At 43.2% G+C, this 18,449-nt stretch carries 14 protein-coding genes; 3 read left to right on the top strand and 11 right to left on the bottom strand.

The annotated features are described in order from the left end of the window. Positions 1-36: 36 nt before the first annotated feature. The 3 genes from mnmA to LZF95_RS15900 all read right to left on the bottom strand — a co-directional run bounded on the left by mnmA (position 37) and on the right by LZF95_RS15900 (position 3,543). Positions 37-1,251 carry a tRNA 2-thiouridine(34) synthase MnmA gene (mnmA, locus tag LZF95_RS15910; RefSeq protein ID WP_233756093.1) on the bottom strand — a complete coding sequence of 405 codons (1,215 nt, stop codon included), beginning with the start codon at positions 1,249-1,251 and terminating at the stop codon, positions 37-39. Between the two features lie 245 nt (positions 1,252-1,496). Further along, positions 1,497-2,771 (bottom strand): serine hydrolase, encoded by a 1,275-nt coding sequence (locus LZF95_RS15905; protein ID WP_233756092.1) that lies wholly within the window; start codon positions 2,769-2,771, stop codon positions 1,497-1,499. A 97-nt stretch (positions 2,772-2,868) separates the two neighbouring features. Next, on the bottom strand, positions 2,869-3,543 hold the full coding sequence (locus LZF95_RS15900) for an ROK family protein (RefSeq protein ID WP_233756091.1): 675 nt from the start codon (positions 3,541-3,543) through the stop codon (positions 2,869-2,871). A gap of 249 nt (positions 3,544-3,792) precedes the next feature. On the opposite strand from LZF95_RS15900, the gene LZF95_RS15895 reads away from it, so the two are divergent. The 3 genes from LZF95_RS15895 (at position 3,793) to LZF95_RS15885 (ending at position 11,132) form a co-directional block, all read left to right on the top strand. Further along, complete coding sequence (locus LZF95_RS15895; protein WP_233756090.1) at positions 3,793-7,125, top strand: DUF2126 domain-containing protein; 3,333 nt, start codon at positions 3,793-3,795, stop codon at positions 7,123-7,125. Positions 7,126-7,163: 38 nt separating this feature from the next. Continuing rightward, positions 7,164-9,698, top strand: a complete 2,535-nt coding sequence (locus tag LZF95_RS15890; RefSeq protein ID WP_233756089.1) for a circularly permuted type 2 ATP-grasp protein — start codon at positions 7,164-7,166, stop codon at positions 9,696-9,698. Between the two features lie 552 nt (positions 9,699-10,250). Then, positions 10,251-11,132, top strand: coding sequence for a transglutaminase family protein (locus LZF95_RS15885; RefSeq protein WP_233756088.1), 882 nt, complete (start codon positions 10,251-10,253; stop codon positions 11,130-11,132). Between the two features lie 17 nt (positions 11,133-11,149). Here LZF95_RS15885 and LZF95_RS15880 read toward each other — a convergent pair whose 3' ends face one another. The 8 genes from LZF95_RS15880 to LZF95_RS15845 all read right to left on the bottom strand — a co-directional run bounded on the left by LZF95_RS15880 (position 11,150) and on the right by LZF95_RS15845 (position 18,427). Next, a complete protein-coding gene (locus LZF95_RS15880) occupies positions 11,150-12,037 on the bottom strand; it encodes a DMT family transporter (protein WP_233756087.1) in 888 nt (295 codons plus the stop codon). Between the two features lie 26 nt (positions 12,038-12,063). Next, on the bottom strand, positions 12,064-12,417 hold the full coding sequence (locus tag LZF95_RS15875) for a translation initiation factor (protein ID WP_233756086.1): 354 nt from the start codon (positions 12,415-12,417) through the stop codon (positions 12,064-12,066). A gap of 159 nt (positions 12,418-12,576) precedes the next feature. Next, positions 12,577-13,428 carry a universal stress protein gene (locus LZF95_RS15870; protein ID WP_233756085.1) on the bottom strand — a complete coding sequence of 284 codons (852 nt, stop codon included), beginning with the start codon at positions 13,426-13,428 and terminating at the stop codon, positions 12,577-12,579. Positions 13,429-13,496: 68 nt separating this feature from the next. After that, positions 13,497-14,417: a 1,4-dihydroxy-2-naphthoate polyprenyltransferase gene (locus LZF95_RS15865; protein ID WP_233756084.1), complete on the bottom strand. Its 921-nt coding sequence runs from the start codon at positions 14,415-14,417 to the stop codon at positions 13,497-13,499. Between the two features lie 19 nt (positions 14,418-14,436). Next, entirely contained in the window at positions 14,437-15,024 is a 588-nt protein-coding gene (locus LZF95_RS15860) for a glutathione peroxidase (protein ID WP_233756083.1), read from the bottom strand. 92 nt (positions 15,025-15,116) lie between these two features. Further along, the gene (gene argS / locus LZF95_RS15855) at positions 15,117-16,907 is read right to left on the bottom strand and encodes an arginine--tRNA ligase (RefSeq protein WP_233756082.1); all 1,791 of its coding nucleotides are present in this window, start codon (positions 16,905-16,907) and stop codon (positions 15,117-15,119) included. Between the two features lie 63 nt (positions 16,908-16,970). Then, positions 16,971-17,369, bottom strand: coding sequence for a GxxExxY protein (locus tag LZF95_RS15850; RefSeq protein ID WP_233756081.1), 399 nt, complete (start codon positions 17,367-17,369; stop codon positions 16,971-16,973). 107 nt (positions 17,370-17,476) lie between these two features. Further along, the gene (locus LZF95_RS15845) at positions 17,477-18,427 is read right to left on the bottom strand and encodes an arginase (RefSeq protein WP_233756080.1); all 951 of its coding nucleotides are present in this window, start codon (positions 18,425-18,427) and stop codon (positions 17,477-17,479) included. Positions 18,428-18,449: the final 22 nt, after the last annotated feature.

Genomic DNA, 18,449 nt, shown 5'->3' with positions numbered 1-18,449 from the left:
GGCTGCATCCACCTCGTAGATCAAAATTCTCAAATTCTAGAATATGGTCCCCGATCCTATACACTCTTCCCCATCATACCAGGCCACAAATTGACCCGAGGCCACACCCTTTTGAGGTTGATCGAAAATGACATAGAGTCCATTCTCTTTCTGAGTCAGAATGGCGCCGCTCAGAGGCTGACGATAGCGGATGCGGGCCTCATATCTTGCTGTTTCTCCTATGCTGAGTTTTAGGTCTTCGCGAATCCAGTGTATGTCTTCATTTTTCACAAAGAGTCCATTTCTCAGCAAACCGGGATGGGTCTCTCCCAGGCCTGTGTAGATCACATTCTCTTGGGTATCGGTGGAAATCACAAACAAGGGCTTTCCTGTCCCGCCTACCTGAAGTCCTTTTCGTTGGCCTACGGTAAAGTAATGGGCTCCATTATGCTCACCAATTACTTTTCCCTGGTCTTGGGAATAGTGTAGCGGCAGAGAAATAGCATTCAAAATCTCCTGATCATATTCTTCTGGTGCGATTCCAGCAGGTATTTGCTGGTTTTGGTAGATTGGAAGCTCTTCGGGAATTTGGATGATTTTTCCCTTTTTTGGTTTTAACTGCTGCTGAAGGAATTCCGGAAGCCGTACTTTCCCTATAAAACAAAGTCCTTGGCTGTCTTTTTTGTCCGCAGTGACCAGATCCATTTCCTTGGCTATTTTTCTTACTTCCGGCTTTTGTAAATGACCAATAGGAAAGAGCGCTTTGCTTAATTGGCTTTGGTTCAATTGACAAAGGAAGTAACTCTGGTCCTTATTGGGGTCAGCTCCTGCTAGCAACTGGTAAGCCGTTTTTCCATCAGCTCCTACAGTTTCACCTTTTTGGCAATAATGCCCGGTAGCCACAAAATCAGCTTTGAGTTTTTCAGCGGCTTTTAGGAAAATATCGAATTTGATTTCACGGTTGCAAAGGATATCCGGGTTGGGCGTGCGTCCTGCTTCGTATTCAGAGAACATGTAATTCACGATTCTTTCCCTATACTCTTCACTCAGATCTATGGCCTGAAAGGGGATCCCTAATTTTTCCGCCACCAACATAGCATCGGTGGAATCCTCCATCCAGGGACATTCATTGGAAATCGTGACGGATTCATCGTGCCAGTTTTTCATAAACATCCCGATGACTTCGTAGCCTTGCTCGATGAGTAAGTGGGCGGCCACGGAACTATCGACCCCTCCTGAGAGGCCGACTACTACTCTTGGTCTAGTCTTCATATGCTGCAATAGTTAATGGATTCAAGGTCCATTAGGTTACAATGTGTGCAGAACAGTATTTCAGATGAAATTGGTTCTGATCAGCGCAAAGTTAATCGAAATCCCGCTCAGTTCTTTTTAGCAGTAGGACAACTATCTCCACCCTTTGACACTTGGATTGGATTTGTCATTTGCAAAGAGTCGAAGGGCTCCAAAATCAAAACCTTTCAGGTTTATCCGCTAGAACATTCAGTCTGCCCCAAACACTAGTTGGTTTCTGCAGGCCGGTACTTTCCATAGACCGCATCTTTAAACTTTTTGTGAAGCTTGATCTGATCATAAGGGAAAAGCTGGACAAAGAGCACTGCGGTGATTTCATTTACAGGATCTACCCAGAAAAGTGTGCTGGCTGCACCGTCCCAGAAGAACTCTCCAACAGTTCCATTGATCTCCTCTGGGCTGGCAGGAGGAGCTGTCCTGACGGCAAAATCAATCCCAAACCCGACATTTCCCTTACTTGGTAGCCAAGATCTTTCTTTCACGGAGTCTGGCAGGTGATTGGTAGCCATTAATTCTACAGTTTCAGGCTGTAAGATTCTTGTTCCGTCCAATTCCCCTTTGTGAACAAGCATTCTAGCAAAAGCCATATAATCATCCAATGTGGAAGTCAGTCCGAATCCTCCCGGAGTCAACGGGTATTCATGGATATTGAAATCATGTGCTTCTTCATTTGGTATTTGTTCCAGCTGCCCTTCCCCGACCCTTTGGTAGGAAGCGGCCATTCTAGATCGGTCAGATTCGGGAACGAAATATCGGGTATTATTCATTTTCAATGGTTCCAGGACATGTGCTTGCACATAGTCCTTGTAAGGGACTCCGGAGATTTTTTCCACCAAAAATGCCTGTACATCGACGGATTGACCATACTCCCATTGGGTACCGGGCTGGAACCATAGTGGTACTTCGGCGATGCGTTTTGCCATTTCACTCAGATCTATTCCATAGCTTCTTGGATCTTTTTCAGCTAAAATCTCACTCAGTCCCGGGATATCTGTCCGATTGGGAAAACCTGCTGTGTGGCGTGTGATATCGCGTATAGTGACAGGGCGGTCAGCATCGACTAGCTTAACATTGCCATTTTCATCCACACCATCATAGACTCTCATATCTGCGAATTCAGGTGCATATTTTGAAAGCGGGTCATCCAACTGGAATTTCCCATCTTCGTATAGCGTCATCAGTGCGGTACCGGTAATAGGCTTGGTCATGGAGTAAATCTGCACAATGGTGTTTCTGTCCATTTTCACATGATTCTCCCGGTCAGCATAGCCGAAAGCATTGAAATATACTTCCTGGTCTTTTTCGAAAATCAATGCCGAGGCTCCGGCTACATTCCCACTTTCTATAAAGCTTGCTAGGGTAGAGTCGATCCGCACGCGAACTGGATCGCTTATCAATAGAGGTTCTGATGTGGATTGTTTGTCTTGACAGGCAGGTAAAAGAATAGTGGCCAGCAGGGCATAGCGTAAGTACTGTTTCATAGGTTTTAGGTTTGGGTATAGGTTGCCAATTGAATTGCATAATGTAAATCAATCCATTACGAAATAAATTAAAAAGTAATGTGCTGAAAAAAGGTGATTATAATTGGAAATCTTCCTCCCAGAATTTAAATCCTCCTTTAAATGCATTTTGGTTGGTTCCAAGACGGCAACCTTCCGGGATTTGGGTCAGCAATTTGGAATTTCCTCCGCCGAGTAAGATATCGTCTGGCTGAAAGGTCGCGCGAAATATATCGATGGTTTTCAGAACATTCTTCTCCCAACGCTTGGAACCACTTTTCGTAAGGTACTCCTTACCTACGTAGTCTTCAAATGTTTTTTTCTTATAGGGAAGATGTCCACCTTCCATAGGTATTATGGTGTTATGGATTACCATGGCTGTTCCCAAGCCTGTGCCAAGCCCCAGAAACAGCAATTTTTTGCCTTCATAGCTGCCAAGCGCCTGCATTGCGGCATCATTTATAAATTTGATAGGGCGGTCGAATGCGGCCTGAAAATCAAAGGTATTCCAGCCTTCGCCAAGATTAACCGGTTCGGTGATGATCCTGTTTTCTTTGACCACACCGGGAAACCCCATAGTGATCATATCATATTCCCAGTGAGAGGCATTTTCTTTGACAAGCTCTACCATTTCCTCCGGCTTAAAATCAGCACCAGAGGGGATCTTTATACGTTCCTCTGCACCTGTTGCCAGGATTTTCACATTGGAACCTCCGATATCTATGACCAGGATTTTCTTTTTGTTTTTTTCCATCCTTTGAAACTAAATAGAAATGTTTGTTTACCGAAGAAGTATTTATGTCAATTCTCTTTTTTTTTGAGAATTTTGAAAAAAGTAAAAACATTGAATTAGCCTGGGGTATAGTATATTTCTTAGGCAAAAAGCTTTGATACAAGCGGACTTACTTTAAATTACAGGTAGTATTAATGCCCAAATAATCCAAATCATGCAGTTGAGCTGCTGATTTAATTCTTTTTCAAACGTGAAACTCCCATTGAACCTATGTCTATTAAAGTTGCTATCCGGCACTATACCAAATATGATTACGAAAAAAACATCAACTTAAGCCCCCAGGTGATCCGTTTGAGACCTGCTCCACATTCTCGTACACATATCAAGGGGTATTCTCTAAATATCAAGCCAGCGAATCACTTTATCAACTGGCAACAAGATCCTTTTGGCAATTATTTGGCTAGGGTGGTATTTCCAGAAAAAGTCAAATTTTTTGAAATTGACGTAGAAGTGATCGCCGACATGGTGGTGATCAATCCTTTTGATTTTTTTGTGGATGATTATGCTTCCGGTTTTCCTTTTGACTACGAGGAAAGTCTGAAAATACAGTTAGGACCGTATCTGGCCATCACTGAAGGAGGAGCTCTTCTTATGAAGCTGGTGGAGAAGGCTAAGAGATTGATATCAAAGGATATAATCACAGTTGACTATCTGGTTGCCATCAATGCGATGATCAATCAGGAGTTGAGGTATAACGTACGTATGGAGCCAGGAGTCCAGTCTTGTGAGGAGACCTTGACGATTGGCTCAGGATCATGTCGTGATTTTGCATGGCTGATGGTTCAGGTTTTGCGCCATATGGGTTTGGCTTCCCGCTTTGCCTCAGGATATCTCGTGCAGCTGACAGCAGATGAAAAATCCCTTGATGGCCCCTCGGGCCCGGAGGCTGACTTTACAGACCTCCATGCTTGGACTGAAGTATATGTGCCAGGGGCTGGATGGATAGGTCTGGATTCTACTTCCGGCTTGTTTGCAGGAGAAGGACATATTCCTTTGGCCTGTACACCTACTCCGCAGGATGCTGCTCCGATTTCGGGTATGGCTGAGCCTGTGAAGACAAGCTTTCATTTCGAAAATAAGGTAACCAGAATTAAGGAAACCCCCAGAGTGACCAAACCATACAGTGATGAGCAGTGGGAGCAGATACTCTCAATAGGCGATGCAGTGGATGAAGATCTGACATCCAATGATGTGCGATTGACCATGGGAGGAGAACCTACTTTTGTGGCAGTGGATAATCAGGATGCCCCGGAGTGGAATTCCGATGCTGATGGTGAGCATAAGCGGAAGTTGGCAAATACACTGTTCCATAAACTCAAAGACGAGTTTGGCAATGGTGCGCTGATGCAATACGGACAGGGCAAATGGTATCCTGGGGAGCCCTTGCCACGATGGAAACTTGCCTGTTTCTGGAGAAAGGATGGAGTACCTATGTGGCATGAGGACAGCCTGATGGCTGATTTGTCAAAAGACTATAAGCTAACCGCAAAGGATGCTGAAAAATTCTCTTCTGAGCTCGTTGAACAACTAAATATTGACCCCAAGAATATACGACCGCTCTTCGAAGACCCATTTTATTTTATCTGGCAGGAAGGTAAAGTGCCGGTAAACATAGATCCCTATGAATACGATCTGAAATCACCATTGGAGCGGCAAAAGCTGGCCCAGCTTCTTAACGAGGGCATGGACAAGCCAGTCGGATTTTCTATTCCGCTGGAATGGGAGTACACAGAGCAGCGTTGGATGAGTTGCCGTTGGAATTTCCGCCGGAAAGATATGTTCCTGATTCCTGGAAATTCTCCCGCTGGTCTGCGGTTGCCGTTGGACTCCATAGAGTTTACTCCTGCCAAAGATGAGCCCATCAAACCTGAAACTGATCTGTTTGCGGAAGTAGGGGCATTACCCACAGCTGTAAGTCCCCACAAGAAAAAACCGATAAATTCTGATCGGGTTTTTAAGACTTCTTTGGTAGCAGAAGTCCGTGAAGGAAAGTTGTTTGTGTTTTTTCCTCCTGTATCATTTATTGAGCATTACCTGGATCTGGTAGGAGCAGTGGAGCGTACCGCAAAGAAGCTGGATATCCCGATTCTCATAGAAGGATATGATCCTCCATCTGATAAGAGAATAGAGAAAATGATGATCACCCCGGATCCTGGGGTGATCGAGGTGAATATTCAGCCTGCCCGTTCTTGGAGGGAGATTTTACACAATTATGGCACACTGTATGAAAAAGCAAGAGAAAGCCGTCTGATCAGTGAAAAATTCAACGTGGATGGAAAGCATACCGGAACGGGGGGCGGCAATCATATTACGCTCGGAGGAGAATCCCCCGAACATAGCCCATTGCTAAGAAGACCGGATGTGTTGAGAAGTTTTATAACTTATTGGCAACATCACCCTGCACTGTCTTATCTCTTTTCCACTCAGTTCATAGGGCCTACCAGCCAAGCGCCCCGGGTGGACGAGGGACGGGATGATATGCTTTATGAGCTTGAACTGGCTTTTCAGCAGGTGCCAGAAGGCAAGGAAAATGAAATACCATTCTGGATGGTGGACAGGATCTTCAGAAATCTATTGGTGGATATCACCGGCAATACCCACCGGGCGGAATTTTGTATTGATAAATTGTATTCTCCCGATTCGAGTAGTGGTAGATTGGGGATTTTGGAGTTCAGGGGCTTTGACATGCCGCCGCACTTCAGGATGAGTATGGTGCAGCTTTTATTGATCAGGGCACTTTTGAGTTGGTTTTGGAAAGAACCTTACAAGCATAAATTGGTTAGATGGGGAACCTCCTTGCATGACAAGTTCTTGCTACCGCATTACTGTTACAAGGATATGACAGAAGTGGTGAACGATCTGAAAGGAGCTGGCTACGCCTTTGATGTCTCTTGGTTTGATCCCTTTTTCAGCTTTCGCTTTCCTTTTATTGGTGAATTGCAAGTGGAAGATATCCATATAGATATGAGGATGGCGATTGAGCCTTGGCATGTGCTTGGAGAAGAAATGTCCAGTACAGGGACTGCCAGATATGTGGATTCTTCCTTGGAAAGACTTCAGGTGAAAATCTCAGGACTCACTGATTCCCGGTACTATCTGCTTTGCAATGGATACAGGATTCCGCTCAAAAACACAGGGGTGCAGGGAGAGTTTGTCGCAGGGATTCGTTATCGAGCCTGGCAGCCCTATTCTGCGCTACATCCTACGATAGGAATTGACACTCCTTTAGTCATTGACCTATATGATTCCTGGACCAGAAAATCCGTAGCCGCCTGTCAATACCATGTTGTTCATCCAGGGGGAAGAAGCTATGACAGTTTTCCTGTAAATAGTTATGAGGCTGAAGCACGTAGGGTTTCCAGGTTCTTTGATTATGGACATACCATTGCCCAGCCCGCTGTCCCGCTCTCTCGGGAAAATATACAACCTGGTCGATACCTTACCAAAACGACCGCCGAAAATAATTATGAAGCTCTCCAAGAAGACATCAATCCGGATTTCCCCTATACCATGGATCTACGCAGATATAAAAAACTTGATTAGTTGTTTTAAATGAAGCGTAATAAGCACACTTTTGAGATATGATTGAGTCCTATCTTATTGAAAAAATGTTCAATAATGCGCCATTTCTGGATGAAATGGCCACCGACCAAGGTAAAATACACCCACATTGGGAACGAATAGCAAAGTATTACGAGCAGATTGGCTCTGAGCGTATGGCTCAGTTTCATGATGAAGTGGGACGGCAACTACGGGAAAATGGGGTTACCTATAACGTCTATGGTGATCCTAACGGGATGAACAGGCCTTGGATTTTAGATCCCGTTCCCATGGTTTTTAGTGCGGAAGAGTGGGAAGGGATAGAGAGAGGATTAGTTCAACGTACTGAGCTTTTAAATTTAATAATGAGTGACTTATATGGCGAACAATCCTTGATCAAAGAAGGCCATATTCCATTTGAGTTAGTTTATAATCACAAAGGATTTCTCCGTCAGGCGCATCATATCAAATTGGATGGGGACCAACAATTAGTCCAATATTCGTCTGACCTAGCCCGAGGTCCAAATGGAAAGATGTGGGTGCTCCATGACCGTACTGATGCGCCTTCGGGCGCAGGATATACTTTTGAAAACAGGGCGGCAATGACAAGGGTTTTTCCGGAATTGATCCGGGAAAACCACGTAAGTAAGATCACTTCTTACTATCAGACTTTCAAGAGTACACTTAGTAATCTTATTACTAACAATAAAGAAAATCCGAGGGTTGTCCTCCTTTCGCCAGGACCTACCAACGAGACTTTTTTTGAGCATGCCTACATTTCCTCATTTATGGGATTCACGCTGGCTTTTGGGGAGGATTTGACAGTGAGTGATGGCTATGTATGGCTGAAAACAATCAAAGGACTGGAGAAAGTGGATGTAATCATACGCCGTGTAGATGATGTGTTTTGCGATCCTCTGGAATTTAGAAGTGATTCCCATTTAGGGGTGGTGGGTTTGATGGAAGCTGTGCGCCAGCGGAAGGTTTTGGTGATTAATCCACTGGGGTGTAGGGTACTTGAGAATCCTGGATTAATGGCTTTTTTGCCTAAAATCAGTAAACATTTGCTTGGGCAGGATCTTGACCTTTCTTCTGTGGCTACCTGGTGGTGCGGTCAACCCAAGGAGATGAGTTATGTTTTTGAACATCTTGATTCTCTAGTAATCAGAAATATTTATAGGGGAACCAGTCATAAATCAGTCTTTGGAGGTACACTCTCCAAAGCAGAACTGGATAGATTAAAACAAGAAATCCTAAGTAGCCCCTACATGTATGTTGGTCAGGAGATGGTAGAGTTTTCTACCACGCCTTCCTGGATAAATAATAAACTGGAGGCTAGAAATGCGGTGTTCAGAAGCTATGTGGTAGCTGATACTGAGAACAACAGCTATAAGGTGATGCCTGGAGGATTATCCAGGAGTTCCCCGGAAAAAGGAGCTTTTCTGGTATCGAACCAAACAGGTGGAATAAGCAAGGATACTTGGGTTTTGGGCAAGGTTAAGGAGACATCTGTCCCTACAAAGCCAGTCAAAATCCAACCTCTAGTGAGAAGTGTACTTCCTAGCCGTACCGGGGAGCGGCTGTTTTGGCTGGGTAGATATCTGGAGCGATCCGCTTATACTGTACGATTGATGCGTATGACCCTTCTCTCATATAATGAAGCTGATGAAGATATACATTTGCATGAAAACCCTGTATTGAGCACATTGCTAAAAACCCTTACGGTGATGACGGGTACTTTACCCGGGTTTACAGAGCCGGTTAAATTAAAAAGTCCAGAAAGCGAATTGCTTTCCCTGGTTTATGATTCTGAAAAATCTGGCAGTTTGGCATATTCCATCCAAGCATTTCTATCCAATGCATATGCGGTCCGTGATAGGCTGAGCTTGGATACCTGGAGGATTTTGGACAGTATATCGGAAGAACTCGGCCATATGAAGAAGTCCAATATCTCCTTGATGCAGGCATATCAGTGTTTGGACAATATGGTGGTGAAACTGATGGCTTTTTATGGTCTGAACATCGACAACATGACACGCGAGCCTACCTGGCACTTGTTGAACATCGGTCGATTTATTGAGTCAGCTGTCAACAATTGCACTATTCTAAGGGAAATGCTCTCTAAATTTTATGATGCTGAGTCAAATAAAGAGCTGATGGAGGACACGCTCAGATGCAATGAAAGTCTGGTGACCTATCGCTATAGATACAGGTCAAATCTGGAAATGTCAGGGGTTTTAAGCCTGTTGATTCTCCATGAGGATAATCCCAGGTCGCTGATCTATCAATTGCTGGAGATTGATCATCATTTAAAAACTTTGCCAAGTCAAAGTGAATTGGAATTATTTAGTATAGAACGTAAAAGCTTGCTTGAGGCAATTACTAAAATCCGACTTTGCGATGTCAATAAGTTGTCAGTATCTAATCCGGTTACCAATGAATTTGAAGCTTTGACTACGTTGCTTGATGACGTAATTGCCTTGCTCCACAGTACATCTGATTTCATTTATGAAAAATATTTTAGCCACACAGGGAGTGGATACCGAATGATGCAATCTACCATACCGGAGATATGAGTTGGATGATTGATGCCGTGTGCTGGATGTCCGGTGTCGGGTGCCTGTCCTTAGCACAAAAGATAAGGGTCAATTGTGGTGGGGGTGTAAGTTGTAAATGTCTGCAGGGATTACCTGGAGTAGTTGACAGTCAATAATTTCAATATCCGCAGTCTTCGGTGGAATAGAATAATAGGGCTGAAAGACCGGGTTATAAAAGCCCAGACCATTGGGCTGGGTAAAGATAGAGAACCATACGTAAAGCTCTGAATGGGCAAAATGTAGTATGTAGTTTAGGGGGTTAAAGCAAGATTTGGAAGATATTGCCGGAAGTAGTCCACAATCAATAGATGCCGTTCGTGTCACAAGAACGGTAGCACGGATAAACTTTCTGGCAACGGATATCCAACAGTCCCCATATGAGAGGCTAAGGGATCGTATCAAAACGTAAAACTCTTAATTTACAGAATAAAAGAAAAACATGAAATCGAGAATGACTAAAAAGTCACACACTGTCATGATTATAATCGCTGCGAGATTCCATATGGCCTTTAAAAGACTAATTATAATCATATGAAATATCAGATTACGCATACCACAGATTACCTTTATGAGTTTCCAGCTACGCTTTGCCATAATCTGATGTTTCAGATACCAGTGGATCTTGATTTCCAAAAGGTGGAGGAATACAGTTGTGAAATCACCCCGAAACCTAGTTCTGAAATTGAGAGGGTGGATTTTTTTGGAAATAAATACCTGTATTTTTCTGTAGAAAGGTCACATAAAAATCTAAATGTAAGGTCACGGAGTATTGTGGATTTAGGGATTCCTGCCTGGATAAGTCTGAAGGCTGAAGAAACTATGCCGTGGGAGAAAGTAGTTGCTTTGCTTCACACTACTTCCACTCCTGTGGATATTCGCCAATATTACTTGGAATCGAACCATGTTCAATTTGTGCATGGTATAACCGAATATGCTTTAAAATCATTTACACCAGGCCGTCCTATCATGGATGCGATGCTTGATCTCAATTCTAGGATATTCAAAGATTTTGCGTTTACCCCCGGTTTCACAGACATCAGCACTCCATTGGAGAAGGTTTTTACGCATAAAAAAGGAGTTTGTCAGGATTTTGCACACTTTTCCTTGGCCTGTTTGAGAGCAATAGGTCTCTCGGCAAGGTATGTAAGCGGATACTTGGAGACTTTACCCCCTCCGGGTAAGCCAAAGCTGGTAGGAGCAGATGCTTCCCATGCTTGGATAGCTTTATATATTCCGGGACATGAATGGGTGGAATTTGATGCCACCAATAATCTATTGGTCAGTGATAAGCATATACGTGTGGCAGTGGGTAGGGATTTTGCGGATGTAACACCCTTGAAAGGAATCGTATATAGTGGTAGTGAACAGGAAATGAAAGTAAGTGTGGATGTAAGGAATCTGTTGGATAAATAACCGATAGCCATACACAGTCAGTTTGCTTTCAAAAGGATAATCATTACGGAACCAACAATCATTATAGCGGAACCTATTATTTTTTTCCTGATGTCCTTTTCCCGAAAAAATCGATAGCCCAGGAAAACACTGACGATGATAGAAAGTTGAAAAAGTGATAAGGCATAGCTTACATCCATACGTTCAAAGACATAATTTGTGCTGAGCTGCATTGTTCCTATACACCCTACAAGGAATAGCAGTTTATATAGGGTCTTCCGAGTCAAATGCTGAAGATTCTCCTTTAACCTGACCTGAAAAATAAGTAGGAGTGCAAATGAGAAAATCGCACCAAACCCACACCAGGAATAAAACGCAAGGGTAGGAGAAGAGGAGATGATTACTTTCTTTACGAATATTGCCTCTACTGCGGTGAGTAGCATAGCAGCGATACGGAATTGAATTTCTTTGTTTTTGATTAATGCAGGGGTAAACCGCTCTTCAGTAGTATCAAGAACCATATAACTGCCATAGATAATAATTCCAATACCGATAATTCCCCAGGTGTTGGGTACTTCGCCTAATAAAACCACTCCGAAAATCAAGGCTACTATAGCCTTGTATGAGTTGATTGGGCCCAGAATGGAAAGATCCCCTTTATGGAGGGCTTTGACAAGAAGTCCGTTTCCCATTGCTCCAAAACTACCACCAAGAAGAGAGTAAATCCAGAAGTCCTTATTGAGGGGGCTTATTTCTATAAAAACGTAGCTCAGGAAGCAGGCAAACGTGAGCAGAAGATAGGTGAGAAAATTAATCCATAGAGGATGAGATCCTGCCTGTGTAAGTTGTTTTTGAAAGACATTCCCTAGAGGATTGGCTATTACTCTAAGGGACACAGCCGACAAAATGAATATAATCTCAACCAAAGATTTGTCCTGTTATGGCACGAGGATTATCCACCGGATTTTTTGGCTTTATAGCCAGAAGCCTGAAGAACCTGGACTACTTTGTCTCTGTGATCTCCTTGGATAAGGATTTCTCCGTCTTTCGCAGACCCGCCTACACCACATTTATTTTTAAGCATTTTCCCTAATTCCTTTAGGTCTTCATCGCCTCCGATAAAACCTTCGATTAAAGTTACTTTTTTGCCTGCACGGGCTTTTTTGTCCAGCATTACTTTTAAGTTTTGCTGATTAGCAGGAAGAGTATCCTGTGTCTCGTGGCTTCCGGTTTGAAATTCAAATTCATCACTGGTGGAATACACCACGCCGTCACGCTTTTTCCAGTCGTTATTTCTTTTTGCCATTATTAAAATAAAAAAGAGGCTGTCGTATGGTTATATTTGCTTGTCAAGCCAAGCGAAGTTCATTATTCAAATAAAACCCGTTCCGTCCTTTGACCCGCAGAAGATCAATGAGACAAATAACATCTTTGAGGCAGCCTCATAAACTGCTTATATCCTCAATTACCTCGTTTTAAAAGTCCAGACCGGACGTTTGGCATGGTTTACCACATCCTCGGCTATAGAGCCAGTAAATAGATGGGCTAAACCGGTTCTGCCATGGGTGGCCATGGCTATAAGGTCTGCGTCTATGTCTTCTGCAAACTCAACTATGCCGGATTCTTCAGAATCAGAATTGTAAATCTCCGCCACTGCATGCTCGATTTCATATTTGGCGGCAAATTTCTTGATTCTGGCAGCGGATTCCCTTGTGGTTTCAAAACTGCCGGGAGTATTGATGATTACCAAATAGAGATCGGCATCAAACCATTTTTGTAGATTTTTCAGTCTATGTGCGAGCTCGTCCTGATCCTCACGGAAATCACTTGCAAATACAATCTTTTTGAAATTAGCCGGATCCACGGCAGCTTTTACTGTGACCACCGGGCAGTGCGAAGTACGGACTACCTTTTCCGTGTTGCTACCGATCAGGACTTCTTCCAATCCGCTGGATCCCTTGGATCCCATGATCACTAGATCAGGATCTTCCTCCTGTATCGCTGAGGAGATATTCTGAAAAGCATTTCCCAGAACTATTTTTGTGTTAAAAGCAAAGCTTTTTCCTGAGTACTTAGCTTCCATTTCTTGGAACTGCTGCTTCCGACGATCCATAAGTTCAATGAAAAACATCTGGTTTTCATATTCAGGAACCATTTCACCCCCTCCCATAGTGCCCATTCCTGAAGAGGAGGGAACCTCGATGACATGCAAAACAGTGATTTGCACATGTTCAAACTTAGCGGATAAATTTGTGGCGAACTCTAGGGCATTTTGCGCTTGCTCTGAGAAATCGAATGGAATAAGTACGTTGGTCATGGTTAAAAGCTTGTTGGTTTATGTCAAGCCAAATTAGCCCAATTTCAAAGATTAGAAAAGGACTTTTGTCAGCTTTTTGCTAAAAAAACCAAACCTATTCCAAAGAGAATGACCCAGGCTAAGGTGGAGACAGCCATTTTCTTTAAGTTAGGGTCGATTTCCTTTGAATCTGTCCCTTTTTGTACAGCCAATCCGACTTTGACCATAATCGGAAAAATAACCAGTGCTAGCAGAGAAGTCCACTCATTAGTCACATATGCGAACATCAACAAGCAATAGTTTCCTCCCAGAATCAAACACCAGTTGTAAATTATTGCCGCATTTTTCCCTATTCTTACGGGAATGGATTTCTTTCCGGCAATCGAGTCGGATTCTATATCCCTGATGTTGTTTATGTTCAGCACGGCCGCACTGAACAGTCCCAAAGCAATTCCAATCCAAATGATAGCGTCGTTCCATGTAAGGCTGTGCAGATAATAGGTGCCGAAAACCCCCAACAATCCGAAAAATAAAAAGACGGAGATATCGCCCAATCCCGCATACCCATACGGATTGCTTCCCGAAGTATAAGAAATTGAAGCCCATATTGCCGCCATCCCCAAGGCCAAAAACATCCCGAACAACACCCAATCCTGCACAGCAACGTATAGTAATAGCAAGCCAGATATGAGAGCGAGTACTCCAAAAAGATACATGGCCCTTTTCATTTCAGTAAGGGAAATCAAGCCAGACTGCACGGCTCTTACAGGTCCCTGCCGTTCCTGATGGTCCGCACCGTGTATGGTATCTCCATAGTCATTCGACAGGTTGGATAGAATTTGTAAAAAGATGGTGGTGAGCGAGGCAAGAAGTAAAATTTCCCATCGGAAAACCCCATAATATGCCGCCAAAAAAGAACCTCCAAAGATACTTGCCAGTGCAAGTGGCAATGTACGAAGCCTGACCGCATGCAGCCAGGCCTCTTTTTTAGTCACTATTGTTTGTTTCACTAAGTAGAAAATGGTCTGTTTACGCGTTGATGATATCGATGATTTCCTGATCCATAGGATCTACTTTAGAAGGAAAATACTTGATCAATTCGCCATTTTCATCTATCAAATACTTACAGAAGTTCCAGCTAGGTTCCTCGTTGTTCCAGCCGTTTTGCCCGGCATCAGACAGCCATCTGTATATCGGGTGCTTGTCGTACCCTTTCACGGATACCTTCTCAAACATAGGGAAAGTCACCCCGTAATTTTCTGAGCAAAAAGACTTGATCTCCTCATTTGAGCCAGGTTCCTGCCCCCCGAAATTATTTGCAGGAAAACCTAAAACCACAAGCTTATCACTGTTTTCTGTATATAATTTCTGAAGTGCTTCATACTGTGGCGTATAGCCGCACTTGGAGGCTACATTGACTACCATGATCTTTTTGCCTTTGAAGGAGCTAAAAGAAACCAGTTTTCCGTTCAGGTCCTTCATGGAGAAATCATAAAATGACTTTGACATGGTGTTTTCAGACTTAGAATTTGCTTTTGTTTTGGAAGCATGGCTTTTGCTGATGGCATACGCACTTACCAATAACAAAAGACAGCCTATAAATACTAAGTTTTTCATGTGATTATAATTTGTTTTTAATGGCCACATGGAATCTCGCTGGGGTTATAATCACACTCTGTGTGTCGCTTGCTCCATGCTCGATTTCATAATTACATCCTTTCTGGTACTGCTATTCCCAATAGATTCATTCCTTTTTTCAGTGTTTTGGCAGTATGTGCCGAGAGTGCCACCCGAAATGCAAGTATCGTGGAGTCATTCTCCAGAAATATAGGAAGTTCTGCGTAGAATCTATTGTATTCTTTAGCTAAATCAAATAAGTATTGTGCTAATATTGACGGGGAATAATCCAATCCGGCCTGTGCAATCTTTTTCTCAAAATCATTGAGCAGGTAAATTAGGCTGGATTCTGAATCTTCAATCTTACTCAGTCCGGAAAAATCCGCATTGCCATAACTTACCCCGATCTGTTCTGCTTTTCTTAAGATAGAAGCGATCCTGGCGTGCGAATATTGGATAAAAGGGCCGGTATTCCCCTGAAATTCTATGGATTCCTGTGGGTTGAAAAGCATACGTTTCTTAGGATCTACTTTTAGCAGAAAGTATTTCAAGGCACCTAACCCTAATGTCTCATAAAGCTCTTTGGCCTGCTCATCAGAAAATCCATCAATTTTACCCAATTCCTGAGTATGTGCGGCGGCGGTATCTATCATCTCTTGCATGAGGTCATCCGCATCTACCACTGTACCTTCCCTGGATTTCATTTTTCCGGTAGGCAAGTCCACCATTCCGTAAGATAAATGATACAAGCCTTCTCCATACGGACGGCCAAGCTTTCTCATAATCTTAAACAATACATCAAAGTGGTAATCCTGTTCATTACCAACTACATAAACAGACTTACTAATACCAAAATCCGCATATTTCAGATCTGCGGTTCCCATATCCTGAGTGATATAGACAGAAGTGCCGTCACCGCGGAGAATCAATTTTTCGTCCAGGCCTTCATCTGTCAGGTCCACCCACACCGAACCATTTTCCTTTTTGAAGAAAACCCCTTTCTCCAGTCCTTCAGTGACGATATCTTTGCCTAGTAGATAGGTGTTTGACTCATAATAATATTGGTCGAAACTGACGCCCATACGCTGATAGGTTTTTTCGAAACCAGCGTAAACCCATTCATTCATTTTCTTCCAAAGTGCCATGACTTCCCCGTCATTGGCTTCCCATTTTCGAAGCATTTGCTGAGCTTCAAGTAAGAGGGGGGCGTGCTTTTTGGCTTCTTCCTCGGATTGGCCCTTTTCCTTTAGTTCAGCAACCTGTTCCTTGTATTTTTGATCAAAAACCACATAGTATTTTCCTGCCAGATGATCCCCTTTCAGCCCGGAGGATTCTGGGGTTTCCCCATTGCCAAAATGCTGATAAGCAACCATGGATTTGCAGATGTGGATTCCCCGGTCATTCACCAGATTGGCCTTGATGACTTCATACCCATTTGCTTGCAGGATATTTGCCACGGCAAATCCTAAAAAATTATTTCGTAGGTGGCCTAGATGTAAGGGTTTATTGGTGTTAGGGGAGGAGTACTCTACCATTACTTTTTGACCCTTGGCAGGCAGCTGACCTATGTTGTCATTGGAATATAGTTTCTGAAAGACATCTATCCAGACCATGTTGTTCAACTCAAGGTTAAGGAAGCCTCTCACCACATTGAATCCGGCAACCACGTCCACATTTTCACTGAGGTATTCACCGATCAGGTTTGCGGTTGCTTCCGGAGTGGCTTTGGAAACTTTCAGATAAGGGAAGACCACAAAGGTGTACGTACCTTCAAATTCCTTGCGGGTAGGCGCCAGGCTGATCTGATCCATCGGCAGATCATGGTCGAAGATATTTTGGAAGGCAAGCTGAATGCCGGTATGTATTGATTCTTGTATGTTCATATTTTTTAACCACAGAGAGCACAGAGGCTAACACAGAGGCCACTATGGATTTTGTAAGTGCTATTATTTAGTATTTATTACTCTTTTTATCCCAAGTTTAAGTCTAGGGACATTGAAATTAATCAAAAGACCTAATTTGAATTTGCCAAGCTTTACATAATTGAGGGTTTGTGCAAAATGAGTATCTGTGGTTCTTTCTACAGCTTTCAGCTCCAAAACTAGCTTTCTTTCGACTAATATGTCAATGCAGTACCCATTTTCTAATTTTATTCCATCAATAATTAATGGCATTTTCTTTTCCACTTCAATAAACAGTCCTTCACTTTTGAGCTTGAATGCCAATGCTTGCTTATATGCATTTTCTAACAATCCAGGCCCTAATTGTGTGTGAACATCCATAGCGATTCCTATCACTTTGGTTGCTAAGTCATTTTCATAAGCCAAATCATAACTATCTATCATTTTAGCGCAAATTTTTAAAAACCAGTTTAAATTTTACGATGAAATTAAGGTATAAATTAATTCTTGTGCTCTCTGTGTTATCCTCTGTGGGCTTTGCGGTTCCCATTTCAGAAGTTATCCACTAAACTTTTCACTGTTGCTTCGAGGACTTCGAAAGCGTTTTCTGCCATGGCATTTTCGGAATCAAGGGTAGGGTTTACTTCCACGATCTCCCAGCAGCATACACGCTTGTCCTGGATGAGTTTAACATTTAATTCTATCGCTTCCTGTACAGTCAGCCCATCGGGAACCGGAGTGCCCGTACCCACGGAGATAGAGCTGTCCAGGCTGTCCACGTCAAAAGAAATGTAGATTTGGTCACAATCCTTTAACACTCCTAGCGCCTCCTCAGCGATCTGGTCTATTCCTCTCCGTCTAACTTCCTGTGTGTTGAAATTTTTTATCCCATGGTTTTTTATCAGATGATCCTCGGGGGCTTCGGTGTCTCGGACGGAAATAAACACGATATCTCCAGGAATGATTTTAGGAAAATCTCCTCCTATGGTTTTGATCTTTTTCCAGATAGCAACGGTCTCTTCAGAGGGGTCATTTATCTTGCAGTCCAGGTTGTCCACCTGGGATACCATTGCCAGTGGCATGCCATGCATATTTCCAGAGGGGGTCGTGTAAGGGGTGTGCAGGTCCGCATGGGCATCGATCCATATTACCCCTAGGCGTTTCTCCGGATCTGCGGCTTTTATTCCCATGATGGTGCCCGCCGCCGTGCTGTGATCTCCTGCCAGTACGATAGGGAATTTCTTTTCCATCCTCAGTGATTCTATCGTTGAATACACATTTTTCAACACCTGATATACACCATCTATGTACTTGGCATGCGGGAAATTATTTCCTTTCCATAGGTAGTTATTGGCATCGGGAACGTTGATAGGGTCAAACTGTGTAAAGAAGTCTGATTTCTTATCTAAGCTGGCAATTTTCAGCGCATCTACTCCCATACTCGCACCGCGGGTACCGGCAGCTATTTCTGAGCGTACTTCTACTAGTTTAATATCACGCATTTTCGGTGGAGTTTTAAGCTAT

It is taken from the genome of Algoriphagus sp. AGSA1 (assembly GCF_021390545.1).
Lineage (GTDB): Bacteria > Bacteroidota > Bacteroidia > Cytophagales > Cyclobacteriaceae > Algoriphagus.
The sequence above is the reverse complement of the archived record's forward strand: the minus strand, read 5'-3'. Positions and strand labels throughout refer to the sequence as shown.

Coding starts and splice junctions, on each gene's coding strand:
- mnmA (WP_233756093.1), bottom strand. CDS start 1,251: ATGAAGACTAGACCAAGAGTAGTAGTCGGCCTCTCAGGAGGGGTCGAT.
- LZF95_RS15905 (WP_233756092.1), bottom strand. CDS start 2,771: ATGAAACAGTACTTACGCTATGCCCTGCTGGCCACTATTCTTTTACCT.
- LZF95_RS15900 (WP_233756091.1), bottom strand. CDS start 3,543: ATGGAAAAAAACAAAAAGAAAATCCTGGTCATAGATATCGGAGGTTCC.
- LZF95_RS15895 (WP_233756090.1), top strand. CDS start 3,793: ATGTCTATTAAAGTTGCTATCCGGCACTATACCAAATATGATTACGAA.
- LZF95_RS15890 (WP_233756089.1), top strand. CDS start 7,164: ATGATTGAGTCCTATCTTATTGAAAAAATGTTCAATAATGCGCCATTT.
- LZF95_RS15885 (WP_233756088.1), top strand. CDS start 10,251: ATGAAATATCAGATTACGCATACCACAGATTACCTTTATGAGTTTCCA.
- LZF95_RS15875 (WP_233756086.1), bottom strand. CDS start 12,417: ATGGCAAAAAGAAATAACGACTGGAAAAAGCGTGACGGCGTGGTGTAT.
- LZF95_RS15870 (WP_233756085.1), bottom strand. CDS start 13,428: ATGACCAACGTACTTATTCCATTCGATTTCTCAGAGCAAGCGCAAAAT.
- LZF95_RS15860 (WP_233756083.1), bottom strand. CDS start 15,024: ATGAAAAACTTAGTATTTATAGGCTGTCTTTTGTTATTGGTAAGTGCG.
- argS (WP_233756082.1), bottom strand. CDS start 16,907: ATGAACATACAAGAATCAATACATACCGGCATTCAGCTTGCCTTCCAA.
- LZF95_RS15850 (WP_233756081.1), bottom strand. CDS start 17,369: ATGATAGATAGTTATGATTTGGCTTATGAAAATGACTTAGCAACCAAA.
- LZF95_RS15845 (WP_233756080.1), bottom strand. CDS start 18,427: ATGCGTGATATTAAACTAGTAGAAGTACGCTCAGAAATAGCTGCCGGT.